The 18,820-nt window shown below is 74.5% G+C and carries 15 protein-coding genes and 1 pseudogene; 9 read left to right on the top strand and 7 right to left on the bottom strand.

From position 1 onward, the window contains the following. The first annotated feature begins 26 nt into the window (after positions 1-26). From Athai_RS06960 to Athai_RS35230, 3 genes and pseudogenes are all read left to right on the top strand, one after another. Complete coding sequence (locus tag Athai_RS06960) at positions 27-1,202, top strand: sensor histidine kinase (protein ID WP_203960720.1); 1,176 nt, start codon at positions 27-29, stop codon at positions 1,200-1,202. Beyond that, a complete protein-coding gene (locus Athai_RS06955; protein WP_203960719.1) occupies positions 1,199-1,804 on the top strand; it encodes a response regulator transcription factor in 606 nt (201 codons plus the stop codon). Before Athai_RS06960 ends, Athai_RS06955 begins: the two co-directional genes overlap by 4 nt. Before the next feature lie 809 nt (positions 1,805-2,613). Further along, positions 2,614-2,847, top strand: a pseudogene (locus Athai_RS35230) (IS110 family transposase); the annotation flags it as partial. Between the two features lie 298 nt (positions 2,848-3,145). Here Athai_RS35230 and Athai_RS06945 read toward each other — a convergent pair. The 3 genes from Athai_RS06945 to Athai_RS06935 are packed head-to-tail and all read right to left on the bottom strand — an operon-like array spanning position 3,146 to position 6,258. Then, positions 3,146-4,036: an aminoglycoside phosphotransferase family protein gene (locus tag Athai_RS06945; protein WP_239156760.1), complete on the bottom strand. Its 891-nt coding sequence runs from the start codon at positions 4,034-4,036 to the stop codon at positions 3,146-3,148. After that, positions 4,033-5,010, bottom strand: coding sequence for an aminoglycoside phosphotransferase family protein (locus tag Athai_RS06940; protein WP_275422366.1), 978 nt, complete (start codon positions 5,008-5,010; stop codon positions 4,033-4,035). Before Athai_RS06940 ends, Athai_RS06945 begins: the two co-directional genes overlap by 4 nt. Positions 5,011-5,034: 24 nt before the next feature. Further along, positions 5,035-6,258 carry a GNAT family N-acetyltransferase gene (locus tag Athai_RS06935; protein WP_203960718.1) on the bottom strand — a complete coding sequence of 408 codons (1,224 nt, stop codon included), beginning with the start codon at positions 6,256-6,258 and terminating at the stop codon, positions 5,035-5,037. Positions 6,259-6,822: 564 nt separating this feature from the next. Here Athai_RS06935 and Athai_RS06930 point away from each other — a divergent pair. The 3 genes from Athai_RS06930 (at position 6,823) to Athai_RS06920 (ending at position 9,131) form a co-directional block, all read left to right on the top strand. After that, entirely contained in the window at positions 6,823-8,487 is a 1,665-nt protein-coding gene (locus Athai_RS06930; RefSeq protein ID WP_203960717.1) for an ATP-binding protein, read from the top strand. Between the two features lie 286 nt (positions 8,488-8,773). Continuing rightward, a complete protein-coding gene (locus Athai_RS06925; protein WP_203960716.1) occupies positions 8,774-8,965 on the top strand; it encodes a hypothetical protein in 192 nt (63 codons plus the stop codon). Positions 8,966-8,972: 7 nt separating this feature from the next. Continuing rightward, a complete protein-coding gene (locus Athai_RS06920) occupies positions 8,973-9,131 on the top strand; it encodes a helix-turn-helix domain-containing protein (RefSeq protein ID WP_275422638.1) in 159 nt (52 codons plus the stop codon). A gap of 160 nt (positions 9,132-9,291) precedes the next feature. Here the strand turns inward: Athai_RS06920 and Athai_RS06915 are convergent, their stop codons facing one another. Continuing rightward, positions 9,292-10,743 (bottom strand): MFS transporter, encoded by a 1,452-nt coding sequence (locus Athai_RS06915; protein WP_203960714.1) that lies wholly within the window; start codon positions 10,741-10,743, stop codon positions 9,292-9,294. 92 nt (positions 10,744-10,835) lie between these two features. Between Athai_RS06915 and Athai_RS06910 the strand changes: the two genes are divergently transcribed. The 3 genes from Athai_RS06910 to Athai_RS06900 all read left to right on the top strand — a co-directional run bounded on the left by Athai_RS06910 (position 10,836) and on the right by Athai_RS06900 (position 13,698). After that, positions 10,836-11,453, top strand: a complete 618-nt coding sequence (locus tag Athai_RS06910; RefSeq protein WP_203960713.1) for a TetR/AcrR family transcriptional regulator — start codon at positions 10,836-10,838, stop codon at positions 11,451-11,453. Positions 11,454-11,549: 96 nt separating this feature from the next. Beyond that, positions 11,550-12,170 carry a DUF3592 domain-containing protein gene (locus Athai_RS06905; protein ID WP_203960712.1) on the top strand — a complete coding sequence of 207 codons (621 nt, stop codon included), beginning with the start codon at positions 11,550-11,552 and terminating at the stop codon, positions 12,168-12,170. A 70-nt stretch (positions 12,171-12,240) separates the two neighbouring features. Next, positions 12,241-13,698: a cysteate synthase gene (locus Athai_RS06900; RefSeq protein ID WP_203960711.1), complete on the top strand. Its 1,458-nt coding sequence runs from the start codon at positions 12,241-12,243 to the stop codon at positions 13,696-13,698. A gap of 7 nt (positions 13,699-13,705) precedes the next feature. Here Athai_RS06900 and Athai_RS06895 read toward each other — a convergent pair whose 3' ends face one another. From Athai_RS06895 to Athai_RS06885, 3 genes are read right to left on the bottom strand one after another with little or no spacing between them, the layout of a single operon-like run. After that, the gene (locus Athai_RS06895) at positions 13,706-16,384 is read right to left on the bottom strand and encodes an amino acid adenylation domain-containing protein (protein ID WP_203960710.1); all 2,679 of its coding nucleotides are present in this window, start codon (positions 16,382-16,384) and stop codon (positions 13,706-13,708) included. Between the two features lie 29 nt (positions 16,385-16,413). Beyond that, positions 16,414-17,730, bottom strand: coding sequence for an aminotransferase-like domain-containing protein (locus Athai_RS06890; RefSeq protein WP_203965368.1), 1,317 nt, complete (start codon positions 17,728-17,730; stop codon positions 16,414-16,416). Then, on the bottom strand, positions 17,720-18,820 hold the full coding sequence (locus Athai_RS06885; protein ID WP_203960709.1) for an alpha-hydroxy acid oxidase: 1,101 nt from the start codon (positions 18,818-18,820) through the stop codon (positions 17,720-17,722). The genes Athai_RS06890 and Athai_RS06885 overlap by 11 nt, the downstream gene beginning before the upstream one ends.

Below are 18,820 nucleotides of genomic sequence, written 5' to 3'. Positions count from 1 at the left end.
GACGGCCCGCCCGTACCATGGCCGAGGTGGGGGCAGGCGATCGGGACGACTTCTCCGCGAGCCAGTGGCCGGACTGGAGTTTCTGGAAGGACCGGCCGGATGGCCGCCGGGGCCGGGTGGCCGTGGTTGCCGCCATCGCGCTGGCCTGCCTCACCCTGGCCGCGCGGGCCGTCGGCATCGCGCGCGGCACCGGGCCTGTCCCGCTCACCTGGCTCGCGGCCGTCCTGGTCGTCTGCTACGGCGTCGGCTGCGTCCTGGCCCCCTGGTACGGCACGGCGGCGCTGCGCCGCGGACGCATCGCCATCGTGGCGGTGATGTTCCTGCTCGGGGCGGCACCTGCGGTGCTCCTGGCCGCGCCGCATTACCTGACCGATCTGACCTACGCCCTGTCGATCGCGCTGATGCTGCTGCCACTGCGCCATGCGCTGCTGCTGGGCCTTGCGACCGTGGTGGCGCAGATCGTCTGGATGCTGCTCGCCCAGGGCGAGGTGGCCTGGGTGCAGGTGGCCATCCTCGTCGGGGTGACCGCGACACTCGGCACCGTCTTCGCGCTCAACTTCACCGTCGTGCACCTGCGGGCGGCCCGCGAGCAGGTCGCGCGGATGGCCGTCCACGAGGAACGCGAGCGCGTCGCGCGCGACATGCACGACGTGCTCGGCCACAGCCTGTCCACGATCACCGTCAAGCTGGGTCTGACGCGGCGCATCCTGCAGTCCTCCGGCGACGTGGCCCTGGCCGTCGGCGAGGTCACCGAGCTGGAGAACATGGCGCGCGCGGCGCTGTCGGAGATGCGGGCCACCATCTCCGACTACCGCACCCTGTCGCTGGACAGCGAGCTGGCCGGTGCCCGCACCGCGCTGCGCGCCGGCGGCGTCCGGGCCGACCTGCCCGCCACGACCGACGCCGTGCGGGCCGAGCTGCGCGAGGCGTTCGGGTACGTGGTGCGGGAGGCGGTCACCAACGTGCTGCGCCACTCCGACGCCGAACTGTGCACCGTGCGCCTCGGGACCGACTGGATCGAGATCACCGACAACGGCGGTACCGCGGGCGGGGCGGGCGCCGGGAACGGACTCACCGGACTGGCCGAACGGCTGGCCGCGGTGTCGGGCACCCTCGAACACGGGCCCGCCCCCGGCGGCGGGTTCCGGGTCGTCGCCCGGGGCCCGGCCGCCGCGCTCGCGCAGGAAGCCGAACCGGCATGATCCGCGTACTGCTGGCCGACGACCAGGCACTCGTGCTCGGCGCCCTCGCCTCCGTGCTCCGGCTCGAGCCAGACTTCGACGTCGTCGCCGAGATCGGTACCGGCACCGAGGTGCTGCCCGCGGCGCTGCGCACGCAGCCGGACATCGCACTGCTCGACGTGCAGATGCCCGGCCGCGACGGCCTGGCCGTCACCGCCGATCTGCAGCGCGCGCTGCCCAGCTGCCGCACCATCATCTGTACGACGTTCAGCCGGCCCGGCTACCTGTCGCGGGCGCTGTCGGCCGGCGCGTCCGGGTACGTCGTGAAGGACTCCCGGCCCGAACAGCTGGTCGACGCGATCCGCCGCGTCCACACCGGCCTGCGGTTCGTGGATCCCGCCCTCGCCGCCGAGGCGCAGGCGGCCGGCGCGAGCCCGCTGACCGGGCGCGAGACGGACGTGCTGCGTGCCGCCGCCGAGGGCGGCACCGTGGCCGACATCGCCCGGGAGCTGCGCCTGTCGGAGGGCACCGTACGCAACCATCTGTCGTCGGCGATCGGCAAGACGCAGGCCCGTACCCGCGCCGAGGCGGCCCGACTCGCGGAAGCCAGCGGCTGGCTGTGACACCACACACCTCATGCCCGCGGTCCCGCCCATCGCCAGCCCCGCGCCGAGGCCGCCGCCGGGCGCCGGCCAGCGCTCCCGACCGTCGCAGTTGCGTACCGCTCGGAGCTCGCTCGAACTCGGCAGGCCGCGGCGCGTCCTTCGCGACCCGGACGCCACCGACAAGGTGTAGATCAGCCGATCGGTGCGCAGCACGTTCGCCAGCACCACCGCATCGCCCGGGTCGGATTTCCCGCCGGCCGGCGCGTGCCGTTCCTGATACCGGGCCCACCCTGGGATTGATCGGGTAGACGGCGAACCCGGCCGCCTGCAACGCGACCACCATCAGGTTGGTCGGTCTCGATGGCGACCGCGACGCTGGTGGATCCTCAGCGTGCTCGGCGGTCAGGGCCAGCAGGGCACCCCGGCCCGTGGCTCCGGCGTCGATACGTGCCCTGGCGACCAGGTGCCGCCACGATCCCAGGGCACTCCGTCCGGCCACAACGTCCCCGCCACCACCTCATTCGAACACGCGTTCGATACCGAGTCCAGGATGTCGCCCGCGAGACGTACGCGATGCCAGCCCAGGCCGACTCGCCCCGTTACCTTTCTCGTGTTCCCAACTGGGGACGCTCGGTCGCCCGGCTCGGTATGACTGATTGCCCCTGTCGTAGGCATGATCCGGGGGGTGTTGTCGCCGGGCCGGGTGGCGTCGGCGGATCGCTGATAGGGACACGGCCGCCCAATGGGTTGGTCTCTTCGTAACGTGGCTGCCGACAGTCCGACGCCTGGACCCGCGACCGAGCCCGACCGTGACGAGGAGGCGACACGTGCCCGGCGACTTCTGCGTGTTCCTGGGCCTGGACGTTGGCAAAAGCGAGCATCACGCGACCGGTCTGGCCCCTGACGGGCGCCGGGTGCATGATGCGCCGCTGCCCAACACCGAGACCCGGCTGCGCGAGGTGTTCGACAAGCTTGCCCGGCACGGCAGTGTCCTGGTCGTGGTCGACGAGCCGGCCTCGATCGGTGCCCTGCCGGTCGCGGTCGCACGCTCGTGTGGGCACCTGGCCGTCTCGCTGCGACAGGTACTCGACCAACGCGCCCAGGTGGCCGTCGAGGTCGAACAGGTACTTGATGCCCACCCTCTTGCAGTCGAAGGGCGCCGCGCACGGCGGAACCGAACACGTCCAGGCGGCGAACGCCGAACATGCGGCACAGCTCGGCGATCTCCCGCCGTTTGGCAACGACCACCGGGTTCGCACCGATCACGGTACCTCCCTTGCCGATGCTTGCCGCTCATCCACGGATCCGCGGATGCCGAGTCGGGGAACAGCCGAGCCAACCCACTCAGCAGTGGTGAACTCACGAGCCGGCGAGAATCGCGGCGAGCGTGCGGCGCGCGGCGTCGGCCATGACCGGGTTGGTGTGCACGTAGTACGGCAGCGCGACGATCGCCTGCGCCAGCGCCCAGCCGCGCCCGCGTGACCAGGTGGCGTCGTCGACCCCGACCACCGCCCGGTACGCAGCGCGCCCCGCGGCGTCGAACGCGTTCCACGCCGGCATCAGGTCGACGGCCGGATCGCCGACGCGCACGGTACCCAGGTCGAGCACCGCCGCGAGCGCGCCGTCGCGCAGCAGCAGGTTGCCGGGCATCAGGTCGGCGTGCAGCCAGACTCCGGCACCGGCGTACGCGTCGGCGGCGAGGCAGTCCGCCCAGATCGCGCCGAGCCGACCGGTGTCGGCCAGCGCCGCCGAGTCGGCCAGCGCGCACTGCACGTCGTCATCCACTGTGGACAGTGGCGAGCCGCGGCCGGACGTCGGCACGACCCGGCCGCCGGTGTCGACGCCGCGCAGCGCGGACACGAAGCTGCCGAGCATCGTCGCGACGCCGACCTGGTCCGCGATCGGGCGCCGGTCGCCCGACTCCCCCGACAGCCACCGGCACACCGACCACCAGCCCGGGTAACGGTCGTCGGGTGCGCCGAACTCGACGGTCTCCGGTACCGGTAGCGGCAGGTGCGGCGCGAGCAGCGCGGCGTGGTCGCGTTCGGCGCGCAGCTCCGCGCCGTCGTCGGGCCGCAGCGGGAACCGCAGCACGAGCTCGGCGCCGAGCCGGTACATCGCGTTGACGGTGCCGTGCGAGCCGACCCGGCGTACCGGAAGCGCCCGCCACCGCGGGAACCGCTCGGCGACCAGTGCGGCGACGTCCGCCTCGGTCAGGTCCAGCTGGTCGTCGTGCATGCGTGTGGTCATGGCCGCCTCCCGGACCGGCCGTGCCGGCCGCGATGCTCGGCCAGCACCTCGCCCAGCACGCGGCGGTTGACCTCGGCCTGCGGCGGGTCGCGGTCGATGCACTCGGCGAGCATGAGGACCGCCTTCCACAACGCCCAGCCACGGGCACGTGCACGGGTGCCTGCGTCGTCGCCGACGGTCTCGAGGAACGCCCGCCGGCTCTCCCCGGCGAACACCTGCCACGCGATGACCAGGTCGCAGGCCGGGTCGCCGACCCCGGACGTGCCGAAGTCGAGCACCGCCGACAGCCTACCGTCGGCGACCAGCAGGTTGCCCGGCGCGATGTCGCCGTGGAACCAGACCGGCGGCCCGGACCACTCGGCCGCCAGCGCGCGCTCCCACGCCTCGATGGCCAGGTCGGTGTCGACGCGCCCGGCGAGCGCGGCGAGGCTGCTCCGGGTCTCCCCGTCGTAGTGCGCCAGCGGGCCGCCCCGGTGGAAGCTGTGCAAACCGGCGGCCGGCCCGCCGGTCGCGTCGCACCGGCGCAACGCAACCACGAACTCGCCGACCGAGACGGCGAAGCCGACAGGGTCGTCGACCGGCCGCGACAGCATCGTCTCGCCGGGAAGCCAGCCGCGCACCGACCACGGGTACGGATACCCGGCGCCCGGCTCCCCCCGGGCCAGGACCGTCGGCACGGCCACCGGCAGCGACGGTGCCAGCCGCGGCAGCCACTCGTGTTCCTTGTCGACCGCCGGCACGTAACCGGCCGCGGTCGGCAGCCGCACGGTCATCGTGTCGCCGAGCCGGTAGGTCCGGTTGTCCCAGCCGTCGACGGGTACCGGCCGCACCGGCAGCGCCGCCCAGCGCGGGAACTGCTCGGCGAGCAGCCGCCGCACCAGATCCGCGGTGATGCCGGCGCGGCCGTCGGGCGGGGTCGTCATCTCGGCGTCCTCCTCGTCGAGCGCGGCGCCGGGCAGCAATGGGGCCGTCATGTCGATCTCTCCTCGGTCGGTTGGTCAGAATGCCGGGAACGCCGGTCCGGACGGGTGGAACGGGGCACGGTCGGTGTGGAACGCCCGGGCGGCGACCCGCAGCGCGCCCGGGGTCAGCTCCTCGACCCGGCCGGCCTCGGCCAGCACCGCAAGCGACGTGCCGCCCAAGTAGGCCGCGCCCAGCTCGGTCGCCGACAGTCGCAGGTCGGCGCGCGCCGCGGTGCGCTCGCAGCTCACGGCGTCGTCGGCTGCGGACAGCCGGAAGCGCCCGGCGTTCCAGCCGCAGAACGCGTCGTCGACCTCGAACACCAGCTCGACGTCGGTCGCGTACCGGCGGGCGGCGAGCGCCCGGTCGACGTCGACCAGCCGTACCCACAGGTTGTCGACCAGCGTCGTGTCGGCCGCCCGTGGGTTGACCAGCAGGTGCGGCAGCACCTCGTCGGTGGCGCCCGTGTAGTCGAGGTGGTCGTGCGCGTCCAGCTCGATCAGGAAGCGCCACAGCGCCGCGTACGCGGGGCGGGTCGTGGCGACCAGCTCCACCACCTGCACCCGGCGCTGTCGCGACCGGTAGAACGCGTACCCGGTGACCGCGCCGGCGGCGTCGGTGTGCACCGCGAACCGCAGCGCCGTCGCGCCGTCGCGGGTGTGCTCGGCGTCGTAGAGCCGGGCGTCCCAGTATCTGTCGGCCCGGTCGACGAAGCCGACCGCGTCGCGGCGCGCCGTGTCGTACACCTTCTCCAGCAGCGGCCGGGCCGCCTCGGCGTCGTGCAGCCTGATGGTGCCGTCGCCGAACTCGACGTCGCCGCGCAACGCCATGAACCGGGCGTCGCCGTCGACGACCGCGAGGTGGCTGGCGATGCCGTACCCGAAGCGTCCGTAGATGGTCGCCTCGGCGGCGTTGAGCGCGGCGACCGGCTCGCCGCTCGATTCGTGCAGCTCGGTGAACTGGCGGCGCATCATCGCGGTGAGGATCCCGCGGCGCTGGTGCGTGGGCAGCACGGCGACCAGCGTCACGCCGGCCACCGGCACGAACGCGCCGGGAACGGTCATGACGCGCCCGTAGATGGACATTCCGCCGACCAGCTCGGCGCCGTCGAACACGCCCGTGGTGCGCTCCGGTTCGATGCACCAGCGGGCGTTGCTCAGCGCGTCCTCGCGCCAGTCCTGGCCGTACGTCGTGGAGACCATGCGCGCCCACGTCTCGAACTCGTCGGCGGCGATGGCCCGCAGTGGGTAGCTCGCTGTCATGCGTCGAGCCTCGCCGGCTAAACACCGGCGGCGCATCGGGCGAACTCGGTATTTATATGCTGGCCGGCATGGCGGAACGGGTGGTAAGCCCCCGTCCCGATCGGGCAGGACGACGCGCTGGCGGCGCTGGTGGCTGCCCTGGACGCGGCGGTCGCGGACGGCCCGGGTGTCGTGATGATCTTCGCGGAGGCCGGCATCGGCAAGTCGTGCTCGCCGAGTTCGTCCCGGCGGCGCGACCGCGGGCGCGGGTCCCGGCGGCGCGTGCGCGGAGCTGGGCAGCGACGGGCTGGCGTACGCGCCGTTCGTCGCGGTCGTGCGGCGGCTGCTGCGCGGCGACGGCACGCCGGCCGGCCGGTACCGGGAGCTGGCCGCGCTGTTCGGCGAGCTCGACGACGCCGGTGCCGGCCGCGGTGGCCGGCACCGGCTGCACGAGGAGGTACTTGCCCTGCTCGAGCAGGCCGCCGAGCAGCAGCCGGTCCTGTCACGATCGAGGACCTGCACTGGGCGGACGCCGCGACAGTCGAGCTGTTCGGGTTCCTGGCCCGCAACCTGGCGCAGCCGGGCGTGCTGCTGGCCGCGACGTACCGGCCGGCCGAGGCGGACGGCGCGCGGCTCGGTCCGCTGCTGTCGGAGCGAGCCCGGGGCCGGCGTACCGCGACGGTGCGGCTCGACCCGCTCACCGAGCCGGACATCGGCCGCCAGCTCGCGGCGATGCTCGGCACCCGGCCGGACGCCGCCGCTGTACGTCGGGCCCACGCGCGCAGCGATGGCAACCCGCTGTTCGTCGAGGCGCTGGCCCGCACCGGCGAGCGGACCCCGGACGGCATGCGCGACCTGCTGTTGTACGGGCCGCGGTCGCTGCCGGCGCCGTGGTCGACGACGCTGCTGGCGACCGTCTCGGTCGCCGGCGGCGTCGTCGACCCCCGGCTGCTTTCCGATGTGGCCAGGCTGCCCGCCGCGGAGCTGGACGCACTGCTGCGCCGACTGGTCGACCGCAGCCTGCTGGTGACCGTCGGCGACGGGTACGACTTCCGGCACGGGCTGATCCGGCACGCCGTGTACGAGGACCTGCTGCCCGGCGAACGGGTGCGGCTGCACGGCCGGTACGCGGACGCGTTGCGGCACGCCGACGCGCCGGCCGACCTGGCCGCGCACGCGCACGCCGCCGGCGACCACGTGGCGACGCGCGCCTCCCGCTACCGTGCAGCAGACCGGGCGTACCGCACGTATGCGTACACCGAGCGGTTGCGCATGCTCGATGTGTGGGACCGGGTGCCGGACGCGGCGGCCAGGCTCGGCGTCGACCGGGTGGACGTGCTGACCGCCGCGGTCGAGTCCGCCATACTCACCGGCGACTATGCGCGCGGCATCGAGCTGGCCACCGCGGGACTTGCCGCCGTCGACGAGCGCGCCGACGCCGGGCGCGCCGCGCTGCTGCTGGAACACCGCGGCCGCCTGTCGATCCGGCTGCACGGCACCGGGATCGGCGACTTCGAGCGGGCGCTCGCGCTGCTGCCCGACGATCCGGACAAGCGTGCAGCGGGGCCGGCTGCTGGGCATGATGGCGATGGGTCGGCCGGCGGAGACCGACACGACCCGCGCGGAGTTCGCCGCGGCGCTGGGTGCGGTCGGCGCACCGGCGATCCGACCGTCACGGTGCGCGGGCTACTCGGCGTCGGCGCCCGGCGGCGCGATCTCGACCTGCTGGCCGAGGCCGGCACGCTCGCCGAGCGGCTCGACACGCCGGATCTGCTGCTGACCGTCCCGATGTACGAGGCGGCGACCCGTACCCGGCTCGGCGACCACGCCGGCGCCGTCGCAGCGGCCCGCGACGGGATCCGCCGGGCCCGCCGGCTCGGCCTCGCCCGCAGCCGCGGCGCCGAGATCGCCTGGCACGCCGCGCGCGGCCTGATCCTGACCGGGCGCCCGCGACGGTGCTGGACGGGGCGCTGGCCGACGATCCGCCGCCGGCGACCCGGCTCGCCCTGCGGATCCTCGTCGGCCGGCTCGCGCTGCGGCGCGGCGACGTGCCCACCGCGGCCGGGCCGGCCGCCGAGGTCGAGCGGATCGACACCAACGACACGGCCGCGCTGCTCCCGCGCCATGAGCTGCTGTGCCTGCACGCGATCGCCGAGGGCGACCCGCAGCGCGGCGACGCGTTCCTCGACCGCGCGCTCGCCGATCCCGCGCGGGTCCGCCACCACAGCAGCGACGCGCGGCCGGTGCTGATCGCCGGCGCGCTGGTCCAGCGGGCGCGGCTCGCGGGCGGCGACGGGACCGGAGCGTACCGGGTCGGCAGTGCGGCGGGTGCGCGGGGCGAGGTGGCGGACGGCGTCGCGGCGCGCCGGGCGCGGATCGCCGGGATCGACGCGGCGATCCGCGTCGACGACCCGTACGGCGAGGCGCAGCGCCGCCACGCTGCGAGCGCTGCTGGACGACAAGGGTTGGGACCGGGCGGTCACGGCGTGACGGACGCTCGGCCAGCCGTACGAGCTGGCGCTGTGCCTGTTCCACGGTGCTCGTCGCGCTGTCCGGCGCGACGACACCGGTGGTACGGCCCGGCTCCGGGAGGCGGCGCGGCTGGCCGACTCGCTCGGCGCGGCGCCGCTCGCCGAGCGGATTGCCGCCACTCGACGACGCGGCACCGGCACGGCACGGGTTGACGGCGCGCGAGCGCGAGGTGCTGGCGCTGATCGCGACGGCCTGACCGGCGGATCGCGCAGCGGCTGAGCATCTCGTTGAGCACGGCCGGCGTGCACGTGTCGCACATCCTGGCCAAGCTGGGCGCCGCGACCTGTACCGAGGCGGCGGCGGTCGCGCACCGCGAGGGCCTGACGGCCGACACCGCCACCGACGGCCAACCCCACGACTGAGCCTTCCGGCACCGGCGCAGTGCCGGGTGTCGAGCACCCGGCACCCGGTCATCGCCAGCGCCCGGCCGGACCCGACGTCGATCATCCCCGCCGGTGCGCCCGGTGGGGATGATCTCGTGTCGCACAACGCTCCGGCCGGGACCGGACTGCTCCACAGTGGCTACTTCGTCAACGCGGGTGTGCGTGCCGGCGTCGGGGCCTGCTGCCGGACGGCCCGGGAGCTACGCGCGAGGGTGTGGATGACCAGGGCCGCGACGAGCGTGAGGACCAGCGCGATCCCGAGGACCCACTCCATCGACGAGGTGTACCCGAGCTTCCCGTGTCCGCTGCCGAGCAGGGCGAAGAAGATGGAGCCGAGGCCGGTGACCCCCGCCGCGGACGCGAACTGCTGCGTCGTGGTGAGCACGCCGGACGCGATGCCCGCACGGCCAGTGTTGATCTTGCCGAGCACCGTTCCGAACAGCAGCGGGATCGCCAGCCCGTTGCCGAACCCGACCAGCATCATCGGCACGACGATGCACACCGCGGAGGCGTGCGTGCCGGACAGCTGCAGCACGGCCACCAGTACGCCGTAGCTGACCACGCTGATCGACAGGCCGATCGTGATCAGCCGCGGCCCGACCTTCGTGGCGATCTTCTGCGCCCGGATCGACGCGACGGCAAACGCCAGCCCCAGCGGCATGAACGTCAGCCCGGCCTCCAGCGGGGTGAGACCGAGCCCGGCCTGCATGAACACGCTGAGCGCGAACGTGAAGCCGAAGTACCCGGAGTACAGGGTCAGCGTGACGACGAGCCCGCGGGAGAACGCGGTGTCGGCGAACAGGCCGAGGTCGAGCACGGGCTGACGGCCGCGCCGGCTCAGCCGGCGTTCCCACAGCAGCGTCGCCACCATCACGGGCACCGACGCGGCGAGGCTGATCCAGGTCCACAGCGGCCAGCCCTCGGTGCGGCCGAGGGCCAGCGGCGCGAGGGCAAGGGCAAGGCTGGCCGACAGGCCGATCACACCGACCGGGTCGAGGCCGGCCTTGCGGGCCGGCGTGACGCGCGGCATCAGCTTGGCGGCGGCCACCGCGGCGGCCAGCCCGATCGGCACGTTGGCGAGGAAGATCACCCGCCAGCCGAGCCCGGCGATGTCGAACTGGAGCAGCAGCCCGCCGAGGACCTGCCCAGCGACCGACCCGACGCCGATCGTCACGCCGAACCAGGCAAGCGCCCGGGGTCGTTCCTGCGAGGGGAACACCGCCGTGATCGTCGCCAGGACCTGCGGGACCATGGCGGCCCCGGTGAGCCCCTGCACCAGCCGCGCGGCCACGAGCTCGCCGGGCGACTGGGCCAGCCCGCACAGCAGCGACGCCGCGGTGAAGGCGAGCGTGCCGAACAGGAACATCCGCCGGGTGCCGAGCAGGTCGCCGAGCCGCCCGCCGGTGATCAGGCCGCTGGCGTACGTGAAGCCGTAGCCGGCGACGACGAGCTCCAGCGCGGCCTGCCCGACGTGGAGCTCGCGCTGGAGCGTCGGCCCGGCGACGTTCACGACGTAGAGGTCGAACTGGGCCATGAACAGCGCGGCGAGCAGCGTGGGGAGCATCCGCCACCGCTTCGGGTACGGGGTCATCACAGACCTCCATGGGTACTAAACGAGAGATGATTTGCGTTAGTATCAGGAGCGTGTCACGACCGGAGGTGCTAATGCAAGAACATTCTCATTTGGATGTCGGTGATGCAGATCCCCCGCCAGGGACCGCCCGCCCGGGCGGGCGCACCGCGCGCAACCGCGAGGCCGTCCTCGACGCCGCCCTCGGTCTGCTCGCCGAGCACGGGTACGCCGCAACCTGCGTCCAGGACATCGCGACCCGGTCCGGGGTCGCCGCGTCGACCATCTACCGGCGCTGGGGCAACCGCGACGGCGTGATCCTCGACCTCGCCGGGACGCTCGTCGCCGAACCTGTCGGCGCCCTGCCCGACACCGGCGACCTGGAACGCGACCTCACGCTGCTCGGGCGGGTGATCCTCGACGTGATGAGCAACCCGCGCGACGGCGTGGTGCAGAGCACGCTGGTCGCCGCCGGGGTGCACTCACCGACGGCCCGGCGGACGCTGGCGCAGATCATCAACCGGCGCGTGGAGGACACGAAGATCATCGCCGAACGGGCGGTCGAGCGCGGCGACGTCCCCGCCGACACCGACGCCGGAAAGGTGATCAACACCCTGGCCGCGCCGATCTACCACCGGTGGTACATCCTCGGCGAGGAACCCACCGACGACGAGCTGGCCGGGTTCGCGCGCGTGGCGGCACACGCCGCCCGCGACGCCCTGCTCACCTGACCGCCGCCACACCGTCGGCGCGGCGGAATCGACCCCGCCGCGCCGGCCGTCCCGTTCTGTCTTGTTCTCGCCGCTGCCATGTGCTGAACTGACCGGATGGGAAGCGGCGGACAGGTCGGGCTGCGCCGGTTCGGCGCCCGCGTCAACATCGGCGCGAAACTCGCCCTCATGGCCGCGCTGTTCGCGCTGCTCGCCGGGTTCGGATACTGGTGCGTCCTGGATGGCCGGCACCGGCTGCACGACGCCGCCGTGATCGCCGCGCGCGGGCGCACCGTGCCCGGGACCATCGTGGCAACGCGCAGGGATCGGGGGCCGCAGAGCAACACGCGGTGGGTCCGGGTCCGCTACACGACACCGGCGGGCACCTACGAATACTGGCAGGCCGGCGGGGAACACGTCGGCGACGTCGTGCGCGTCCACTACGTGCCTGGCCGACCCGCGACCGCGACGATCCGCTCGGACGCCTACAGCCGGGCCGGTGACATCGGCGAGATCGTCATCGGCGCTGGCATCATGCTCGTGCCGCTGGTGCTGATCGTGGCCGCCGCGGCGGACCGGGACAACCGCAACGCGGTCCGCCGGTTCGCCGCCGCACTGCGCAGATCCGCCTGGCTCGCCGCGCGGCCCACGTCGTCGTCGGCCGCGCCGCGGCGCGCCCCGGGGCCACGGCACCCGGGTCAGGGTGCGGACGGAGGAGCCGCCGCCCGCAGCACGTGATCGACGAGCGCGCGCAGCTCGGCGTTGGCGATCAAATGCGAGGTTGTCCGGCCCACGGAATCGGTTCCCGATGGTGATACGGCGCAACCTTCGCGGTCGGCGACGATCCGTGCGTTATTCTCGGCGCGGCATCAGGCGTCGCGGCCCGGACACACCCGCCACTCCCGGTCGCGCGGCCGTTCGGCGTTTCTCCCGCGAACAACCGGAGTGCTGTGGAAGCAGCCGCGAGAAATCCCAAGGGGGCAGCGTGGAACCAGCCGCCGGGCCGCGGGGTCGTGCGCACGACCCCGCCTATCACGTCGTCTGCCCGGTCTGCTCGTGGCGCAGCGTCGACGACGGCCTGATCCTCGACTGCCCGAGCCGGCACGAGCCGGCGTTGCTGCAGGTCGATCCGGCCAGCCGAGCGGTGCCGGCGGGGCCGGACCCGGGACCGTTCCGCTACCGGTCGTGGCTGCCAGTTCGGCGTGACGTGCCGAATGCGTCCGGCACGGTCGTCTACCGCAGTACCGCGCTGGCCGGCGAGCTCGGCCTGCGCCGGCTGTGGGTGGCGTTCAACGGGTACTGGCCGGAGCGTTCCGGCGGCATGGCGACGGCGACGTTCAAGGAGCTTGAGGCGTACTGCGTGCTGGGCCGGCTGCCGGCCGACCCGCCGCCGCTGGTGGTGTCGTCCGCCGGAAACACGGCCGCGGCATTCGCGCTGCTGGCCTCCCGGCGACGCGTTCGGTGTGTCGTCGTCGTCCCGGTGCGCGGCGTCGGACACCTTCGCTTTGCCGAACCGCTGGATCCGTGTGTGACGATGGTCGCTCTGAACGGGGCCGATTATGCGGACACGATCGCATTCGGCGAGTCACTGGTCGCGATGATCGGCGGCGTGTCGGAGGGCGGCACGCGCAACATTGCCCGCCGCGCCGGTCTCGGTACCGTTCTGCTCGCGGCGTTCGACGAGATCGGCGAGCTGCCGGAGTTCTATTTCCAGGCGGTCGGCAGCGGCGCCGGCGCGATCGGCGTGCACGAGACGGCCCAGCGCCTCGTCCGGGCGGGAGTCGCGAGCCGCACACCCCGGCTGATGCTCGGCCAGAACGCGGCGTTCGCCCCGCTGTACGACGCCTGGCACCGGCGACCGAAGGGCCCGGTCGCGGCGGTACCGCCGGTGTTCGCCGCCGAGCTGACCAACCGCCGCCCGCCGTACGCGGTCCGCGGCGGTGTCCGGGACTGCCTGAGCGCCAGCGGTGGCGACATGCTCGTCGCCGACGGGGCCGCGGCGCACGCCGCGGGCGAGGCGTTCCGGCGACTCGAAGGTGTGGACATCGAGCCGGCCGCCGCGGTGGCGGTGGCCTGCCTGCAGCAGGCCGTCCGGGCGCGGCGCGTCCCGCCGGACGCGACCGTCCTGCTCAACGTCACCGGCGGCGGACGGCTGCGGGCACACGCCGACGCGGTGCCGGCCCCGGTGCTCACCGCGGAGGCGGGACGGGTCGCCGACCCGGCGTTCCTCCGGCGGCTCGACAGCGCGTACGACGGCGTCCGCTGACGCCCGCTCACCGCCCGTCCACGGTCACCACTGCCGCGCCCACGGTCGGGTCGGCGAGCAGCGCCCGCTCCACCTCGGCCAGTTCGATGCGGTGGCCGTGGATCTTCACCTGGGTGTCCTCCCGGCCGAGGAACTCGATGACCCCGGACGGCAGGAACCGCCCCAGGTCACCGGTCCGGTACAGCCGGCGGCCGGTGCCGGCGTCGACCAGGAAGTGTTCGGCGGTGCGACCGGCGTCTCCCTGGTAACCGCGGGCCACGCCGACCCCGCCGATGTACAGCTCGCCGGCGACCCACTCCGGCCGGTCGGCCAGGTCGTCGTCGAGCACGTGGAACGTCTGGTTCGTCAGCGGCCGGCCGTACGGGATGCTCGACCAGCCGGGTTCCACCTCGCCGACGGGATGGTGGATCGACCAGATCGACGCCTCGGTCGCGCCGCCGAGGCTGACCACCGACAGCCCGGGCAGCACGGCCCGCGCGCGGTCGGGCAGCGTGACCGGGATCCAGTCGCCGGACAGCCACGCGAGCCGCATCGTGCCGACCCGTCGGTCCGGCACCGATTCCAGGTGGTCGACCAGCAGTTGCAGCTGCGCCGGCACCGAGTTCCACACGGTGACGCCGTGCTCGGCGATCAGCCCGGCCCAGTGCTCGGGATCGGCCGGCGCGGCCGGATCCGGCAGCACCAGCGCGCCGCCGGCGGCGAGCGTGCCGAAGATGTCCCACACCGACAGGTCGAAGCCGAGGCTCGCCAGCGCGATCACCCGGTCGTCCGGCCCGATGCCGAACCGGGTGTTCATGTCGGTCACGGTGTTCACCGCGCCCCGGTGATCGATCATCACACCCTTCGGCCGCCCCGCCGAGCCGGACGTGTAGATGACGTACGCCAGGTCGGCCGGCGTCGCCCGCGCCGGCGGCACCGGCGTGCCGGCGGGCGCGGGCGGCACCCGGTCGACCGCGATCGGCGCCAGGCCGTCGGGCCAGGGCCGGACGGGCAGCCAGGACTGGGTGAGCACGGCGACCGTGCCGGCGTTGGCGAGGACCACGTCGCGCCGCGCGACCGGCTGAGAGGCGTCGACGGGCAGGTACGCGCCGCCGGCCAGCAGCACGCCGAGCACGGCCACGACCTGTTCGACGCCCTTCTCCATCACCACCGCGACCATCCCGCCCGGACGCAGCCCGGCGTCGCGCAGCCGCCCGGCGACTCCGAGCGCCCTGCGCAGCAGCTCACCGTGGCTGACGGTGCCGTCCCGGCCGATCACGGCGGGCCGGTCCGGATCGCGCAGCGCCCACGCCACGGCCCCTTCGTGCAACAGGCCACCCGGCACCGGCGCCACCGTGTCGTTGTACGCCGCGCGGCGCGCCCGCTGCGCGGCCGGCAGCCCGACCGGGGTGACAGAGTGCCAGGCGGCGTCGCCGGCGGCCAGCCCGCGCAACAGCGCCGCGTGCGCATCGACCATGTCGTCGAGCACTCCCGGCGCGAAGGACTCCTCGCGCGCGTCCCAGCGCACGACGAGACCGCCGTCGTGTTCCTGCGCCTGGCAGTCGAGCCAGGTACCCGGGATGCGGGCGGCGATGCACGGGGACGCGGCGGACGGCGACGGGGCCGCGCCGATCGCGTCGGTGTAGCCGATCGGCGGAGGCCCACCGGCCCGACCGGTACGCGCGGCGAGTTCCCGGGCCACCGCGACACCCGACCAGTGCCGGTGTTCGGCGTCGTGGGCGACGGTCGCGGCCAGCCGCCGGGTACGCCCGGCGAACGTGTCGCCCGGCTCGTGCCGCACGGCGAGCAGCGCCGGCTCGGCGTGCGGGCCGACCGGGTCGCCGTCGCGGGTGTCGCCGACACCGACGACGGTCAGCGTGAACGACCGGTTCCGGCTCCACCGGCCGACCACCTCGGCGTACGAGTACAGCACCGCCGACGCCGGGTCGACGCCGGCCGCCGCCGCCCGCGCGGTCAGCGCCGCCCACTCCCCCGCGTCCAGCGCGACCCGACGCCGGCCCGGCATTCCGGCGCGCGCCCCCGTACCGGCCGGCTCCGCCGCGGGCGGGCCGGCCGGCGCGCCGGGTGCCGCGGCGGGCAGCTCCGGCGCGGGCGGCACCTCGTCGAGCAGCGCCGCCCAGTACGCCCGGTCGGCGGCCAGCCCGCCGGCCTCCGCGGCGGCCCGCGCCGCCAGGTGCCACTGGCGGAACGAGCGGCCCGGCACCGGCCACGACCGGCCCGGCTCGGCGTACCGGTGGTGCAGCTCCGCCAGCACCGCGCGCAGGCCGCGCAGGTCGCAGGCGAGCGCGTCGACGGCGACGGCCACGACCCAGCCGTCCCGGGTGCGCACCGCGCGCACCGCGGCGAGCGGCCGACGGTACGGGTCGCGGGCCGCCCCGGCCAACTCGGCACGCACCGCCGCGAGCCCGTCGTCGGCCACCCGCACGTCGAGGTCGCCGCCGTCCGGCGGCACCCGCTGCGAGCCGGTGCGCTCCACCGCGACGCGCAGCATGTCGTGGTCGGCGACGAGCCCGCGCCAGGCGGCGGCGAGCCGGTCGAGGTCCAGCTCGGCGTATCGCAGCTCGCCGTAGCCGACCCGCGGCGCGTCGCCCGCACCGGCCCGCCGGTCCAGCAGGTCGGCCACCTGCCCGTCGGTGAGCGGGAACGGCCGGTGCCGCTCGGCCGGTTCGCTGTCCGGGTCGCGCATCGTCTCTCGTCCTTCCGGTGTCGGTGCCCTCAGGCGGTGCGGTCGTCCTCGGCGGCGAGAAACGCGGCCAGCCGGGACAGCCCCTCGTCGATCTGCTCGTCGGTCAGCAGGCTGAACGACAGCCGCAGGTGCCGACGTCCGCCGTCGCCGACGTAGAAGTACGCCATCGGCGTCCACAGCACCCCGAACTCGCGTGCGGAGCGCTCCAGCGCCTCGTTCGTCACCGGGAAGCCGACCTCGACCACGACGAAGAAGCCGCCGGTCGGCGCGTTCCAGGTGACGTCGGTGCGGTCGCCGAGGTGGCGTTGGAGCCCGGCGAGCACCCGGGCGAGGTTGCGCTGGTACCGCGCGCGCAGCGGCTCGTTGCGCGCCGCGAGGCTGCCGCCGCCACGGACCAGGGCGCCGCCGATCACCGCCTGCGCGACCGGCGAGGTGTTGACGCTCACCATGCTCTTGATCTTGGCGAGCTCGTCGGCGAACAGCGACCCGGTGCCGTCCGCGGCCCGCACCCGCTGATCGGCCACGACGTACCCGACGCGGGCGCCGGGCAGCACGGTCTTGGCGAACGACCCCAGGTACACCACGCGGCGCGCGGTGTCCAGCGCCTTGAGCGTCGGCAGGCGGCCGTACCCGTCGTGGAACATGCCGTACGGGTTGTCCTCCAGCAGCAGGATGTTCTCGCCCTCCGCCAGCTCCAGCAGGGCGCGCCGGGTCGGCAGGTCGAGGCTGAGCCCGGACGGGTTGGCGAAGTCGGGCATCATGTAGCAGGCCCGGGGTCGGCGGCCGGCCGCCCGCGCCCGCCGCACGGTCTCGCGCAGGTCGTCCAGGTCGACGCCGGTGGTGCCGCCGGACACCGGCAGCACCGGCAGGTCCAGCAGCCGGGCGGCGCCGGTGAAGCCGACGTACATCGGCGACAGCGACAGCACCACGTCCCGCTCGTCGGCCCGCAACGCGCGCAGCGTCAGGAACATCGCCTCCTGGCAGCCGACGGTCACCACGATCGACTCCGGGTCGACGTCGATGCCCTCGTCGGCCCGCAGCTGCGCGGCGATCAGCCCGTGCACGATGCCCTTGGTGCGCCCGTACTGGAACAGGGCCCGGTCGGCCTCGGCCTCCGACGCTCCGGTCCCGGTGCGCAGGTACTCGTGGAACGCCTCGATGTCGTCGTGCAGTGAGGCCCGGTCGAAGAACCCCTCGTACGGTCGGCCAGGCGCGAACGACACCGCGTCCGGGTACCGGCCGGTGATCTCGTTGAGGAAGTTCATCGAGGTCAGCGACGGATCGCCGAGCGAACCGTGCAGCAGGTCGGCCGCCAGGTCCGGCCCCGTCTCCAGCTCACCGAGCATGTCCAACCCCCAGCACGTCCAGGGCCGCCGCGGCGGCCGGGTCGGCGCAGCCGGCGAGCGTCAGCCCGCGCGCCAGCTCCGCACGCACGATCTCCAGCACCCGCGCCACCCCCGACTCGCCGCCGGTCGCCAGCCCCCACAGAACCGGCCGGCCCAGCAGCGCGCCGGACGCGCCGAGCGCCAGCGCCCGCAGCACGTCGGTGCCGCTGCGGACCCCGCCGTCGAGCAGCACCTCGGCACGGTCGCCGACCGCCTCGACGACCGCCGGCAGCGCGTCGACGCTGGCCGCGGCGCCGTCGAACTGCCGGCCGCCGTGGTTGGACACGACGACCGCGTCGGCGCCGCGGTCCACCGCGTGCCGCGCGTCCCGCGGATCGAGGACGCCCTTGACCGCCAGCGGCAGCGCCGTTCGCTCGCGCAGCCACGCCAGGTCCTGCCAGCCGGCGTCCGGCGCGAACATGGCGCTGGTGTGCACGGCCACGGCCGAGTCGCCGTCGACCCGGTCGTGCGCGGCGACCGGCCCGCCGGACAGGTTGACCGGCCCGACGTCGGCGGGCAGCGTGAATCGGTTGCGGACGTCCCGCAGCCGGTTGCCGAGCACCGGGACGTCGACGGTCACGAACAGCCCGCGGTACCCGGCACGTTCGGCGCGGGCGACCAGCTCAGCCAGCAGGCCGCGGTCGCGCAGCCAGTAGAGTTGGAGCCAGGGCGCGCCGCCCAACTCGGCCATCTCCTCGATCGTGGCGCTGGCCAGCATCGCCGCGACGAACGGCACCCCGGCGTCGCGCGCGGCCCGCGCCACGGCCGACTCGCCGTCCGGGTGCGCGAGCCGCTGGTAGGCCATCGGCGCCACCGCGACCGGCATACCGGCCGCTGACCCGAGCAGCGTGCCGGCAGTGGTCACCTCGGACAGCCCGGCCAGTACCCGCGGCAGCAGCCGCACCCGGTCGAGCGCGGCGCGGTTGGCGGCGAGGGCGGTCTCGCCGTCGGCGCCGCCCTCGATGAAGTCCCACACGTCGCCGGGCAGCAGCGACTCGGCGAGCCGGCGCACCGCGGCCAGGCTTTCCGGCGCGACGCCGGAGCGGGTCAT

Origin of the sequence: Actinocatenispora thailandica, assembly GCF_016865425.1 — a bacterium.
GTDB classification, from domain to species: domain Bacteria; phylum Actinomycetota; class Actinomycetes; order Mycobacteriales; family Micromonosporaceae; genus Actinocatenispora; species Actinocatenispora thailandica.
Note: the sequence above shows the minus strand (reverse complement) of the source record. Positions and strands in the feature narration are given on the sequence as shown.